Annotated in this window: 9 protein-coding genes; 4 read left to right on the plus strand and 5 right to left on the minus strand. The window is 68.6% G+C overall.

The window, feature by feature from the left end:
* Positions 1 to 54: 54 nt before the first annotated feature.
* From H0W40_RS04610 to H0W40_RS04620, 3 genes are all read left to right on the plus strand, one after another.
* On the plus strand, positions 55 to 477 hold the full coding sequence (locus H0W40_RS04610; RefSeq protein WP_292443758.1) for a hypothetical protein: 423 nt from the start codon (positions 55 to 57) through the stop codon (positions 475 to 477).
* A gap of 198 nt (positions 478 to 675) precedes the next feature.
* Complete coding sequence (locus H0W40_RS04615; RefSeq protein WP_292443717.1) at positions 676 to 1,473, plus strand: SDR family oxidoreductase; 798 nt, start codon at positions 676 to 678, stop codon at positions 1,471 to 1,473.
* A 118-nt stretch (positions 1,474 to 1,591) separates the two neighbouring features.
* Positions 1,592 to 5,308 (plus strand): ATP-binding protein, encoded by a 3,717-nt coding sequence (locus tag H0W40_RS04620; RefSeq protein ID WP_292443719.1) that lies wholly within the window; start codon positions 1,592 to 1,594, stop codon positions 5,306 to 5,308.
* An 87-nt stretch (positions 5,309 to 5,395) separates the two neighbouring features.
* Here H0W40_RS04620 and H0W40_RS04625 read toward each other — a convergent pair whose 3' ends face one another.
* Both H0W40_RS04625 and H0W40_RS04630 read right to left on the minus strand, forming a co-directional pair.
* Positions 5,396 to 6,505: a glycosyltransferase family 4 protein gene (locus tag H0W40_RS04625; RefSeq protein ID WP_292443721.1), complete on the minus strand. Its 1,110-nt coding sequence runs from the start codon at positions 6,503 to 6,505 to the stop codon at positions 5,396 to 5,398.
* Between the two features lie 204 nt (positions 6,506 to 6,709).
* The gene (locus H0W40_RS04630) at positions 6,710 to 8,110 is read right to left on the minus strand and encodes a lyase family protein (protein ID WP_292443723.1); all 1,401 of its coding nucleotides are present in this window, start codon (positions 8,108 to 8,110) and stop codon (positions 6,710 to 6,712) included.
* A 398-nt stretch (positions 8,111 to 8,508) separates the two neighbouring features.
* Between H0W40_RS04630 and H0W40_RS04635 the strand changes: the two genes are divergently transcribed.
* Complete coding sequence (locus H0W40_RS04635) at positions 8,509 to 10,320, plus strand: GGDEF domain-containing protein (RefSeq protein ID WP_292443724.1); 1,812 nt, start codon at positions 8,509 to 8,511, stop codon at positions 10,318 to 10,320.
* A 21-nt stretch (positions 10,321 to 10,341) separates the two neighbouring features.
* On the opposite strand, the gene H0W40_RS04640 is transcribed toward H0W40_RS04635, so the two are convergent.
* The 3 genes from H0W40_RS04640 to H0W40_RS04650 form a co-directional block, all read right to left on the minus strand.
* Positions 10,342 to 10,866, minus strand: coding sequence for an FxDxF family PEP-CTERM protein (locus H0W40_RS04640; protein WP_292443726.1), 525 nt, complete (start codon positions 10,864 to 10,866; stop codon positions 10,342 to 10,344).
* A gap of 61 nt (positions 10,867 to 10,927) precedes the next feature.
* The gene (locus tag H0W40_RS04645; protein ID WP_292443728.1) at positions 10,928 to 11,221 is read right to left on the minus strand and encodes a hypothetical protein; all 294 of its coding nucleotides are present in this window, start codon (positions 11,219 to 11,221) and stop codon (positions 10,928 to 10,930) included.
* Between the two features lie 11 nt (positions 11,222 to 11,232).
* Positions 11,233 to 12,732: a DUF4331 domain-containing protein gene (locus H0W40_RS04650; RefSeq protein WP_292443730.1), complete on the minus strand. Its 1,500-nt coding sequence runs from the start codon at positions 12,730 to 12,732 to the stop codon at positions 11,233 to 11,235.
* Between the last annotated feature and the right edge of the window lie 174 nt (positions 12,733 to 12,906).

Below are 12,906 nucleotides of genomic sequence, written 5' to 3' on the forward strand. Positions count from 1 at the left end.
AGCCGCTATGCCGACGCCGACGCTGCACGCGAAGCGCTGCGGCTGGCGCTGCCGATGATCGAGCCGCTGATGAGCGACGAGACCATCTGCGGCAGCGGCTTTCTCTACATCGTGATCATGGATCCGGCTCTCGCGCCGGCCGACGCGCGCTTCGAAGCCGCCGTGCTGCTCGAGCATGCTGTCGGCGATCGCACGCGCTGGGATGCCGATTACGCCGCTTTCGCCCTTGCCAAGGCGCGCGTGAGCTGGCGCAGCGGCCAGGACAGCCACCGCGTGCAGACGGCGCAGCCTCAATCCCTGCGCGCGGGCGACAGCCTGCTGTGGGGCAGCGTGTGCCTGGACGGGATCGTCGTGGCGGTCAGCGGGGCTCACCCGTGGTACGACGAGGCGTTCGCGATGTGCATTGCGGCCAATCTGCGGGCGATTGCAAAGGGGCGGCATGCGCAGGCGCGAGAGGCGGATCGGCTGAGTGCCTGAGTTCCTTTTCTATTGAATTGCGCCCTTCTTTTGAGTCGCTCCGTCTCGCAGAGCGAGAGGGAGGCAACACAACTCCGAGGGGAAAGGCGATACGCCCCTGGCACACCGCCTGCTCTTTGCGAACCGCTGCTCGGGCAGTTCATCGACCGGCCTGCATCGACACCCCGCATCACCAACCGAATCACAGGGAGCCCACCGATGACACCCACCCCAGCCCACACCGCGACGGCTACCGCGAACCCGGCCTCGTCCGACGACGGCACTTCGCTGCGCGGCAAGGCGGTGCTCATCACGGGCGGCTCGCGCGGGCTGGGCGCGGCCATCGCCAAGCTGCTTGGTGAAGAGGGCGCCTGTCCGGTGCTGGCCGACCTGGCTGCGGAGCGCGCCGAGGCGCAGGCCGCCGCGTTGCGCGAGCAGGGCATCGACGCGGTGGCGATGGCGCTCGACGTGGGCGACGAGAAGCAGTGCGAGCGGGTGGTGGCCGAGGTGCGCGAGCGCTACGGCCGCTTCGACGTGCTCGTCAACAACGCCGCCATCGACATCACCGTGCCGATCGCCGAACTGGAGGGCGCCGACTGGGAGCGCGTGGTGCGCACCAACCTGACCGGGCCGTTCTTCCTCTCCAAGTACGCCGCGGCGGCAATGGGCGATCGCAGCGCCGGCGGGAGCGGCGGGCACATCGTGAACATTGCCTCGACCGCGTCCAAGCGCGCCTGGCCCAACGCTGCCGCCTACCACGCCACCAAGTGGGGACTGCTCGGCCTGTCGCATGCGCTTCACGCGGAATTGCGCCCGCGCGGCATCAAGGTTTCGGCCGTCGTGGCTGGCGGCATGCGCACGCCGTTTTTGCTCGACCGTTTCAGCGACATCGATCCCGGCGTGCTGCAAGACCCGGCCAACGTGGCGCGCACCGTGCGCTTCGTGCTCACGCAGCCCGAGGAAACGGTGATCCCGGAGGTGATGGTGCTGCCCATGCGCGAAAGCTCGTGGCCTTGAACGGTCGCCGTTTGCGCTACGTCCGGTAACGCCAACAACCCGAATCGGCGACCTCTTGTTTGCGGGGGGTGGAGGCGCGCGGTATCTTCCGCTTCCCCTCTTCTCCTTCGTGGCCTGCATGCCGGACCCTGCAGTCGAGTCGGCAAATCCGCATTTCCTGGCTGCGCAGGGCGAGATGGGCGCGTTGATGCGTGCTTTCCGTTGGGAAACGACTCCGCTCGGCCCGCCGGCGCAGTGGCCGCAGAGCCTGAAGACCGCCGCCGGCATCTGCCTGCATTCGCGCTTCCCGATGTTCATCTGGTGGGGCCCGGCGTTGACCGTGCTCTACAACGACGCTTACCGGCCGATCCTCGGTGCCAAGCACCCGTGGGCCCTGGGCCAGAGCGGCGAAGACTGCTGGCGCGAGATCTGGCCGGTCATCGGCCCGTTGCTTTCCAACGTGCAGCACGGCCAATCCACCTGGTCGGCCGACCAGCTCCTCCTGCTCGAGCGCAACGGCTATCCGGAGGAGTGCTACTTCACCTTCTCCTTCAGCCCGATCCACAACGAGTCTGGCGGCATCGGCGGCGTGTTCACGGCGACCACCGAAACGACCGACCGCGTTCTCAACGAGCGCCGCTTGCGCACCCTGAACGAACTCGCCGATGCGCTGGTGGGCCTGGGCGAGGGCGCCGCGATCTGCCGTGCCGCCGCCGAGGTGCTGGCGCGCAACCCCAACGATCTTCCGTTCAGCCTGATCTACGGCCTGGACGCGAGCGCCGTGCGCGCCGACTTCCTGGCCTCGAGCGGCTCACTGCCCGCCGGCAGCGGCGGCGCCATGCGGCTCGTGCCCGGCGCCGACGACCCGCTCGCGCGGGCGGTGCAGCGAGTGCTGGAAAGCGGTGAAGCGCAAAGCCTCGTACTGCCGGCGGGCGGTGCAACGGCGAGCGGCGCACGTGCGGTGGTCATCCCGGTGCGCATCGGCCAGCGCGTGCTGCCGGCCGCGCTGCTGGTGGCGGGGCTGAACCCCATGCGCACCGATGACGTCGGCTACCGCGGCTTCATCGCGGCCATCGCCAGCCACCTCGGCGCAGCACTCACCAATGCCCAGGCGCACGAGATCGAGCGCCAGCGCGTGGCGGCGCTGGCCGAGCTCGACCGCGCCAAAACCGACTTCTTCTCCGACATCTCGCACGAGCTGCGCACGCCGCTCGCGCTGATGGTCGGGCCGCTCGAGCTGCTGCTGCAGGGCCGGGCCGATGGCAGCGAAATGGAGACGCTGCGCATGGCCCACCGCAATGCGCTGCGCTTGCGCGAACTCATCAACCGCCTGCTCGACTTTTCCCGCATCGAGGCCGGCGGCATGCAGCCGCGCCTGGAGCCGACCGACCTGGCTGCGGCGACCGCCGAGATTGCCGCGATGTTCCGCTCGGCGATCGAAGACGCCGGCCTTCGCTTGGTGATTGATTGCCCGCCCCAGCCGCGCGCGGCCTGGGTGGACCGCACGATGTGGGAGAAGATCGTCGTCAATTTCCTCTCCAACGCCTACAAGTACACCGAGCACGGCGAGATCGAGGTCCGGTTGCAGCACCAGGACGACTGCGTGGTGCTTCAGGTGCGCGACACGGGCTGCGGCATCGCGCCTCGGCATTTGCCGCGCATCTTCGACCGCTTCTACCGCGTGGAGGGCGCACGCGGCCGCACCGACGAAGGCTCGGGCATCGGCCTGGCGCTGGTCCGGGAGTTGGTGCAGCTACACGACGGCGCCATCGACGTGGCCAGCGAGCCCGGCGAGGGCAGCGTCTTCACCGTTGTGCTGCCGCTCGCCAACGCCGACGACGAATTCGGAACGGTGCCGGGCGACGACAACGTGCGGCCCTGGCACGGTTCGGTACACGCCGGACTCGACGAACTGGAGCGCCTGGCGGGCAGTGCTGCGGCCGTCGCGGGTGCCCAGCTCGATCTGGAGCTGCCCCCGGCCGCGGCGGCGACCTGCGTGCTGGTGGTCGACGACAACGCCGACATGCGTTCTTACGTGGCCCGCCTGCTGGCGCCGCGCTGGCAGGTGCAGTTCGCCACCGACGCCGTGCAGGCGCTGGCGGCGCTGCGCGAGCGCCCGTTCGATCTCGTCATCAGCGACGTGTCTTTGCCCGGACAGGACGGCCTGGCGCTGATCCGCTCGCTGCGCGCCGATCCCGAACTGCGCGCGGTGCCGGCGCTGCTTCTGTCGGCCTTCTCGGGCGAAGAGGCGCGGCTCGACGGCCTGGCCGCAGGTGCCGACGACTATCTGGTCAAGCCGTTCTCGGCGCGCGAGCTGGTGGCGCGGGTCGAGAACCAGCTCATGCGCGCCAAGCTGCATCAGATCGACGATGCCATCAACCGGCGGCTGAGCCGGGTGTTCCAGCAGGTGCCGGCTGCGGTGGCGCTGCTCGTCGGCCCGGAGCACCGCTTCGAGTTCGCCAACCCGGCTTACGAAAAACTGGCCGGCCGTCGCGTACCCATCGGGCGCAGGATGGTCGAAGTCTTTCCGGAACTCGTGGGGCAGGGCATTCTCGAGCTGCTCGACGGCGTGTACCGCAGCGGCGAATCGGTCAGCGGCGACGCGTTGAGGATCGAGTTGCGCGAAGCGGCCAGCGGCCGGCTCCAGGAGCATTTCTTTGCGTTCGTCTACCAGCCGATGACCGACACCGAAGGCAGCGTGAGCGGCATTGCGGTGGTCGCCTACGACGTGAGCGCGCTGGTCGGCGCGCGCCGCGCTGCCGAGACAGCCACGCGCACCAAGGACGAGTTCATCGCCATGCTCGGCCACGAGTTGCGCAACCCCCTGGCACCCATCGTCACGGCCTTGCACCTCATGCGCCTGCAGAGCGGCGACGTGGCTGTGCGCGAGCGCGCCATCATCGAGCGTCAGGTGCAGCACATGGTTGCCCTGATCGACGACCTGCTCGACGTGGCGCGCATCACGCGCGGCACGGTGCAGCTCAAGCGCGTGCCGTTGGAGCTATGGGGCGTGGTCGCCAAGGCGGTCGAGACCGCCAGCCCGTTGATCGAGCAGCGCCGCCACCAGCTCGGCGTGCGCGTGCCGGCCCAGGGCTGCAAGGTGCAGGGCGACGAGGTTCGGCTGGTACAGATCGTCTCCAACCTGCTGACCAATGCTGCGAAGTTCACCGACCTCGGCGGCAACATCGAGGTCGAGGTTCGGCGCGTCGGCGAGCGGCTGCATCTGTGTGTCACCGACAACGGCGCCGGCATGAGCCGCGAAGAGCTGACCAGCGCCTTCGAGTTGTTCTCGCAGGGACAGCAGAGCCCGGACCGCCCGCACGGCGGCCTCGGTCTGGGCCTGACCATTGCGCAAAGCCTCGCGCGGCTGCACGACGGTGAATTGCACGCCCACAGCGCGGGCCGCGGGCAGGGCTGCTGCTTCACGCTGGAGTTGCCGGTGCTGCCGGAGGGCATGCCGACGGCGCCGCCCGTCGAGCGCGCCGCCGCGCCGCACGCCCAAGACGCGCGCTGCGTGCTCGTGGTCGACGACAACACCGATGCCGCCGACATGCTCGCCACCCTGCTCGAAGCGTGGGGCCACCGCGCCTGCATTGCACACGACGGGCCACAGGCGCTGCAGCTGCTGCGCGAGGAGCGCATCGACGTGGCCCTGATCGACATCGGCCTGCCGGTCATGGACGGCCACGAGCTCGCCCGGCTCATCCGCGCCGAGCCGGCCTGGCTGGCGCTGCGCCTGATCGCACTCACCGGCTACGGACAGGACAGCGACCGCCAGCGCTCGAGCGACGCCGGCTTCGACGCCCACCTGGTCAAGCCGGTCGACGCCGAGCTGTTGGCGCGGCTGTTGGCGTGAAAGCAAAGGCGCCGCCCGGCTGTAGCGACGCAAGCGCCGTTCAAGGTGGGCAGCGGGCGCGTCCGCTGGTGCCGACGAGCGGTGTTCCTACGCGGCTGCTGGCTCATCGGCGATGGAATGCACGTGAGCAATATCGGCCAGAGCCGATTCGAATAGATCAGCCGACTTTTCCCATGAGCATGCGCTGACCGTGTCGAATGCGGCTTGCGAGACGCGGCGCCACGACGCGTCGGGCAGTTCGAGCAGGCTCGTCGACTCGGCGGCCAGGCCCTCGGCATCGTCGATTGCCACGCAGGCGCCGTTGATGCCGTTGATCAGCGACTCTTCCGGCCAGCCGGTGCGTGTCGATACCACCGGCGTGCGGCACGCCATCGCCTCCATCGCCGTCAGGTTGAAGCCTTCGCTGCGACTGGCGGTAAGCCACACGTCGCAGGCCGCGTAGAGATCGCGAAGTCGGTCCTGCGGGGGATCGAATGCGAACTCGATAAAGTGCGGCAAGGCTTGCGCGGATCGGTGATTCCCGAACGACAGCACACGCAGATCCGGCAGGCGCTTGCGGATCAGCTCGATCGCGTGGAGCGCGACGTCCATGCCCTTGATCGGGACGTTCGAGCAAAGGAAACCGATCGTGGGGCGACTCTGCTTGCTACGCAACGGGGCGAAGAACTGGTCGTGGTCGACGCTGTTGGGCACGACGTGCACGGCGGCGTCCTCGTACTCCTCGTGCATGACGCGGGCGAGCCAGCGCGCCACGGCGATCTTGCGCAGCGGCAAGCGGTAAGTCGCGCGACAGCGCTCCTGCGGCAGCCACGGAAACACCTCGTGGCCCTGCACGAAATACACTTTCTTGCCTTTGGCGGGGGCGAGCGCGGCGACCCACTCGGCTGTCTCCCACCATGTCGCGATGACGACATCGGCGTCCGGAAGGTCGCCGTCTTGCACGGGCCGCCATTGCTCCAGGATCCGGTGGTCGAGACCTGAGTCGTCGAGGTGAGATTTGGTGGGCCCGGCCGCGGTCGGTCGGCGCCAAGCGACCAGCTGCCGGAGGCGGGCCTTGAGCGATGCGCGCTTGACTGCCTGCGGCGGCGAAACCAGCACCACGTCATGCCCGCGTTGTGCAAGCATTCGCGCGTAGATTGCGACGACGCGAATACCGCCACTCATGTTGACTGTGGGCAAGACGAAGTTGATCTTCATGGTTTTCGGATCTCTGCGCCTTCAAGAAGCGTGGAATGACAAACCCCGCTTTCGGCGGGTCGTGCGAGGGTAGACGGCGCTGAGCCTGGACGGATGACCCGTCCAGGCTCAACCGAGCACTACGCCACACTGCGGCAAGCTGGGCTGGCCCAGCAATGCAGTCCCGCGCCGTTCAGAGCAATCGGGGCGCGGGCAACGGCTGCGTCACAGGCCTCCGTGCGTGAGCCGCGCCGAGTCGAGCAGCTCGGCCAGCCGCTCGCGGCCGAGGTCGGTGAGCTCGTCGGCCACGTCGAGGATCGGTCGGCCTTCGCGGTAGGCGGTCTTGGCGATCTCGGCCGCCTTGGCGTAGCCGACGATGGGGTTGAGCGCTGTCACCAGCACCGGGTTGCGCGCCAGGCTCTCGTGCATCCGGGCGTCGTTCACGCGAAAGCCGGCGATCGCCTTGTCGGCCAGCGCGCGGCTGCCGTTGGCCAGCAGCACGATGCTTTCCAGCAGGTTGCGTGCAATGACCGGCAGCATGGTGTTGAGCTCGAAGTTGCCCGACTGCGCAGCGATGGTGACGGTGGTGTCGTTGCCGATGACCTGGGCCGCGATCATCGCCACCGCTTCCGGAATGACCGGGTTGACCTTGCCGGGCATGATCGACGAGCCCGGCTGCAGCGCCGGCAGTTCGATCTCGCCCAAGCCGGCGAGCGGGCCCGAGTTCATCCAGCGCAGATCGTTGGCGATCTTCATCAGGCTGACCGCGCAGGTCTTGAGCTGGCCCGAAAGCGATGCGGCCGTGTCCTGCGCGCCCATCGCGGCAAAGAAGTCGGGCGCGGGCTCGAAGGCCAGGCCGGTGCGTGCGTTCAGCGCCGCGCAGAACAGGGCCGCGAATTCGGGAGGCGCGTTCACGCCGGTGCCCACCGCCGTGCCGCCCTGCGCCAGGCGCAGCAGCGCGGGCAGTTGCTCGCGCAGCCGGGCGATGTCCGCCTCGATCTGGCTGGCCCAGCCGCCGAGCACCTGGTCCAGGCGTACCGGCATCGCGTCCATCAGGTGGGTGCGACCGGTCTTGACATGTTCTCGCAGGCCCGGCGCACGCTCGCGCAGCACGGCGTGCAGACGGTCCAGCGCCGGCAGCAACTCGTGCATGAGCGCCAGCGCGGCGGCGATGTGGATCGCCGAGGGAATGGCGTCGTTGCTGCTTTGCGCGCGATTGACGTCGTCGTTCGCGCTCACCGGCTTGCCGAGGCGGCGTGCCGCCAGAGTGGCGACGACCTCGTTGGCGTTCATGTGAGAGCTGGTGCCCGAGCCGGTCTGGAACACGTCGATCGGAAAGTGCGTCATGAAGCCCGCTTTTTCGCCGTCCTCTGCGAGTAGCTGCTCGCAGGACTGCTCGATGGCCTCGGTGAGTGCTGGCTCCATGCTGTTGCACTGCTGGTTGGCGCGCGCCGCCGCGGCCTTGACGAGCAGCAGCGCCGTGATCAGGCGCCGCGGCATCGGCTCGCCGCTCAGGCGGAAGTTGTCGATGGCGCGCTGGGTCTGCGCGCCGTAGAGCGCATCGGCGGCAACGCTCACTTCGCCGAGGCTGTCGCGCTCGGTTCGGACGGGAAGCGGGGAGGTCATGGCAGGTCCTTTGGTTCGTCGCGGGCAGGTCGTTCGGCGCCAGGGCTCGGGTTGCCTGCAGGCACCCATCTTCGCGCGGCGCGCGGCTCGGTGTCCGGCTCGCGGCATTCGCCCCGTCGTGCCGCTCTCGACCGCATCCGCTGGCGTGGTACACCGCTTGCCTCATGACGCAATTTAATTTGGGGGACGGCGTGCGGGGTTCTCAAGAGGCGCAATGGCCATCGACATCCGGATGCCCGCCGACCGCGGCTGAGCCGATCTCTGGCCGGCTGAAGCAAGGCCCGCGCCTTCCCGGGCGATGCCCGCGGCTCGTAGCGGGGCTGGCGTTTGGCAGTGCGGTTGAGGGCGTTTGCGCCGCAGCGCTTCCGGGCGACAGCACCGCGGCGGTGTCATGGGGCGTGGGTTCCGGCCTTGCACTGCTGCTGGCGCTGTTGGTCTTCGGCGTCCTGCGCCTGCGCATGCGGCGGCAACGCCGACACGCGGAACTGCTCGTGTTGCGACGCGCCAATGTGGAACTGGCTCAGCGCCTGGAACGGCTGGAAGGCGAGCGGGCGTTGGCCGCGAGCCATGCACAGGCAGCGCGCGAGCGCACGCTGAGCGCGGCGCGAGCCAGTGCCGAGCAGGCCCTGCGGCAGGCCGAGCAGGCGTTGCACAACGAGCACGCGCTCTTTGCCAGTGGCCCGGTGCGCCGCTTCGGTTTCGGGCTCGAGCCGCCTTATCGTTTGCGACCCGATCTGTCGGGCAGTTCCCAGGCGCAGTCGTACACGGCCCCTGCAAACGGGCTGTCGCTGGCGTTCGGCGAGGAAATGCCGGCGCCGGTTGCGGACGGCCGCATGTCGGGCGAAACGCTACTCGCGTGGATCGACACCGAAGACCACGCGACGTTGGCGGCCTGCGTCGAGCAGGCCCGAGCCGAGCCGGGCCTTGCGCAGGCCTGCGAGTTGCGAGTGGCCGGCGGCAGTGGCGAACGGCGCCTGCTGCAGTTGCGCGTGGATCCGGTTGCGCAGGACCAGCGTGTGGCCCTCGGCTATTGGGCACCGCTGCACGAGCCGCACGGTGCGGCCGTCGAGCCGCAACCTCAGGCGCGCAGCGACGACCTGCAGAACTTGGTCAGGACCATGAGCGCCGGCCAGCGTTTCATGGAGAGCCTGCAACAGCTCACCGAACTGCTGCAGCAGTGCGAAACGCGCGGCCAGGGCCTGGACGTGATCGCGCAAGGCGGCCCGGCTTTGTTCCCGCGCTGGGACGGCGCGATCTGCGTGGCCGACGACGACGGCAGCGCCGGCATCGCGGCGCGATGGGGCGAGTTCTTCGAGACCGAGCGCGGCAAGGCGGCCGACTGCTGGGCGGTGCGCCGCAACCGCGTGCACGTGACCGGCGCCGACGGTGCGACCCGGCGCGTCAGCCCCGTGTGCGGCCACTTCGGCAGCGGCTCGCAGCTTCCCCCTGGCATGACGCACGCGATCTGCGTGCCGCTGATGGCGCCATCGCAGCCGCCCGTGCTGCTGCACCTCGTGACCCACGCGCCGCTCGATGAAGATGCCCTGGCCACCGCAACCTGGGCCGGGGAGACGCTGTCCCATGCGCTCGAGCTGTCGCTCGTCAACCTAGACCTGCGCGTGTCGCTGCGCGAGCAGGCGGTGCGCGACGCGATGACGGGGCTTTTCAACCGCCGTCACTTCGATCAGGTGATGGCGCTGGAAATCAGCCGTGCCGAACGGTCCGGGGGCAACTTGGTGCTGGCCTTGTTCGACATCGACCACTTCAAGACCTTCAACGACACCTTCGGTCACGAGGCCGGCGACGAGGTTATCAAGGCTGTGGCGCACGAACTGCTCGGCTTCGTACGCTCCTACGACACGGCCTGCCGCGTCGGTGGCGAGGAGCTGACGGTGCTGCTGCCGAATGCCCGCCTGGAAGAAAGCAGTGCTCGGCTCGAGCATTTGCGCGAGCAGATTGCTGCGCTGCACCTGACACACGACGAGCGTGCCCTCGACACGGTAACGGTGTCGATCGGCGTGGCCGACCTGGAAAGCGGGCCGCACGAAACGCTGCTGCGCCGTGCCGACATGGCGCTCTACGCCGCAAAGCGGAGCGGGCGCAACCGGCTCGTCTGCTGGCGTGCCGACTTGCCCGACGTGACCGACTTCGCGCCACTCGTCAGAGACAGCGCCGAAGAAGCGCCGCTCAGCGAGCCGCAGGCTCGCTGAGCTTTCTTCAGACGCTAGTCTTCAAGCCTTGCCGCGGCGGCGCGCCATGAAGCCGACGAGGCCCAGGCCGGCCAGCATCAGCGCGTAGGTCTCGGGCTCGGGGATCACGCCCACCGCATCCGGCGTGAAAGTGATGCTGCCCGTGTAGCTGGCCGAAAGCGAGGTCGGCGGACCGAACGCATCACCTGCCGTGCCGGACACGCTCACGGTCTGCAGCCCGCTGAGACCGGGTACCGTGACCGAAGCCGTCTGCGCGCCCGGCAAGCCGTCGAAAAAGTAGCCCTCGCCTTCGAGGAAGCCGAAGAGCAGATCGAGATTGGGATCGGTGGAGAAGAACTCCGCCGTCACCGTGCCCGTCTGCATGGCGGGCAGCTCGAAGCTGAAGGTATCGACGAAGAAGGCGCTTTCCAGGTGGGTGGCCGTCAAGCCTGCCGAGAACGAGCCGTTGTCGGGCGTGAGTACCAGCGTTTGCGAGAGGTCCGCGCCGAAGGCGAGCGACGACGGCAGCGCGACCGCTGCGGCCAGTGCCAGAGGTTTGAATTTCATGAAAACTCCTTGTTCTTGAACAGTGATGTCGGTGCATGAGTGCGTGCGTCGAAAGCAGGCTTCAGTTGACCGACACCGCATCGCCCTCGTCGCGGGGCGGCGGCTGGTCGCTGAGGGCGTAGGGCTCGATGGTGTCGTCCACCGCCCACGACCTCATGAAACGCAGCAGGTTGGCAGTCGAGGACATGGCGCTGTCGGGCACGGTGGCACCGGGCTCCGAAGGCCCGGCGGTGCCACCGCCATTGCTGCCGCTGCCACCGCCGCCCCCGCCGCCGCAGGCGGAAAGGGCAACGGTCGCTGCGAGCAGCGTGGCGGCCGTCCAGCCGGCCGGTCGGTTGTGAGAGTGCTGGGTCATGGCGTGCCCCTTCAGTCGTTGAACGAGCCGGGGATCGGCGTGTTCAGGTAAGGGAACGCGTTCGGGAATTCGGCGGCCGTGCGGCGCACGCCGTCGGTGAAGGCCAGCCCGCCGGAGGGCGCATCCGCCGGCGTGCAGCCGACGTTGAGCGTGTCCTCGGCACCGGTCAGTACGCACAGCGCGCCCATCGCTACGCGAAGCGACACGTCGACCACGTCGTCACCCGGCCGGCGCCCGTTCGGGAAGCCGGCGTTGTCGCCGCCGGCCACGCCGAGCGGGTTCTGCGTGCCGAGGTTGGCGGGGATCGAGGTGTTCAGCCGGAGCATCTCCGAAGCCACCACGTTCTGCGGCTGGTTGACGCCTTCGAGCCCGGTCAGGAAGGCCGTCACGAGGTCGGTGCGCGGGAAGTTGGTGGGCGCCTGAACCGGGAACAGCGACTCGATGAACGCCGGCAAGGCCGGGTTCGTCACATAGTCCAGGAAGGCGGTGTCGTTCATCGGCTTGGAGGCGTTGAACCGGTCCTTGTCTTCCAGGCCGATGATCACCTCATTGACGAGCGGCATGCCCAGCCGCGAGACCTGCGCCAGCGGGCCGGCGTAGATCGCCGCAGCGCCGATGCGCGAGGGCGGGGATGGATTGAGCAGCCGGCCCTGGCGAAGGCTGGATGTGGTGTAGGCGCCGACCACAGGATCGCCGGCGGAGGCCACGCACGCAATGGGCAGCTCCATCACCACCGAGCTGATGTTCTTGAACTCGAGGTCGTTCGGGTTGCCTCCCACTTCCGGGCCGAGGGGGTCGAGGTTGATGAGGTCGAAGATCTTGCCCACCGCGATGTAGAAGGGCTCCTGGCGCTGGCCGACGAACACGCGGCCGTTGCCGCAGCCGGGGATGGCGACGTCGTACATGTGCAGGTCGGCGTAGGCCTCGTAGCCGCCGGGGAAGCTTTTGGTGCCGATGTTGTCGACCGGCTTGTCGAACACCTCGCCGCCGCCCGCCTGGGTCACCTGGCCGCGCTCGCCGGAACGGCGGTCGCCGCGCACCACGTCGATGCTGTAGGTTTCTCGCACGTTGAGCGTGTCCGGGTTCACGCTGTCGATCGGCCCCGAGTTGATGACCGGGATCTTGATCTGCTTGCCGCCGACCGAGAGCGCCGTCGACTTGGAGGTGCTGTCGAAACGGAACTGGAAGGTCAGGTCTTCCTTGGCGTCGCCGTTGTTGTCGAAGTGGATCTCGTAGACCGCGTCCGGGTCGAACTGGTAGAAGTTCGGCCCGCCCTGCGGATCGTGGAAGGGGATGTAGTTGGCGATCACCGTCACATAGTCCTGGCGGCCCCCTTCGTAGCTGCGGAACATGTAGAGGTCGGTGCCGTCGACGGCGCGGCCGCTCATGGCGAGAAAGGGCGCTTCGCGGTGGCTCGAGGCCAGGGCGCTGGTGCCGATGGCGGCCAGCGCGAGCGCTGTGGCGGTCAGCGCGAGGCGACCGGATCGGCGGGCATTAACGTGAGAGGGCATGGTGGTCTCCAGAAGGTAGGTCGGTCGGGCACGCCGCGCACGGCGTAAGGAGCCTTCGAACCCAGCCCCGGGTTGCCCCTCGCAGCAGAGGCGAGGCGTCGATCGGCAGGACGTCTGGGGTTTCGGCCTGCAAGAAGGGCAAGCGAGGCGCCGTTCTAGGGGGTCGCCCCCTGA

This window comes from Methylibium sp. (genome assembly GCF_013817345.1).
In the GTDB taxonomy this organism is placed as follows: domain Bacteria; phylum Pseudomonadota; class Gammaproteobacteria; order Burkholderiales; family Burkholderiaceae_C; genus Methylibium.

Coding starts and splice junctions, on each gene's coding strand:
- H0W40_RS04610 (WP_292443758.1), top strand. CDS start 55: ATGATCGAGCCGCTGATGAGCGACGAGACCATCTGCGGCAGCGGCTTT.
- H0W40_RS04615 (WP_292443717.1), top strand. CDS start 676: ATGACACCCACCCCAGCCCACACCGCGACGGCTACCGCGAACCCGGCC.
- H0W40_RS04620 (WP_292443719.1), top strand. CDS start 1,592: ATGCCGGACCCTGCAGTCGAGTCGGCAAATCCGCATTTCCTGGCTGCG.
- H0W40_RS04625 (WP_292443721.1), bottom strand. CDS start 6,505: ATGAAGATCAACTTCGTCTTGCCCACAGTCAACATGAGTGGCGGTATT.
- H0W40_RS04630 (WP_292443723.1), bottom strand. CDS start 8,110: ATGACCTCCCCGCTTCCCGTCCGAACCGAGCGCGACAGCCTCGGCGAA.
- H0W40_RS04640 (WP_292443726.1), bottom strand. CDS start 10,866: ATGAAATTCAAACCTCTGGCACTGGCCGCAGCGGTCGCGCTGCCGTCG.
- H0W40_RS04645 (WP_292443728.1), bottom strand. CDS start 11,221: ATGACCCAGCACTCTCACAACCGACCGGCCGGCTGGACGGCCGCCACG.
- H0W40_RS04650 (WP_292443730.1), bottom strand. CDS start 12,732: ATGCCCTCTCACGTTAATGCCCGCCGATCCGGTCGCCTCGCGCTGACC.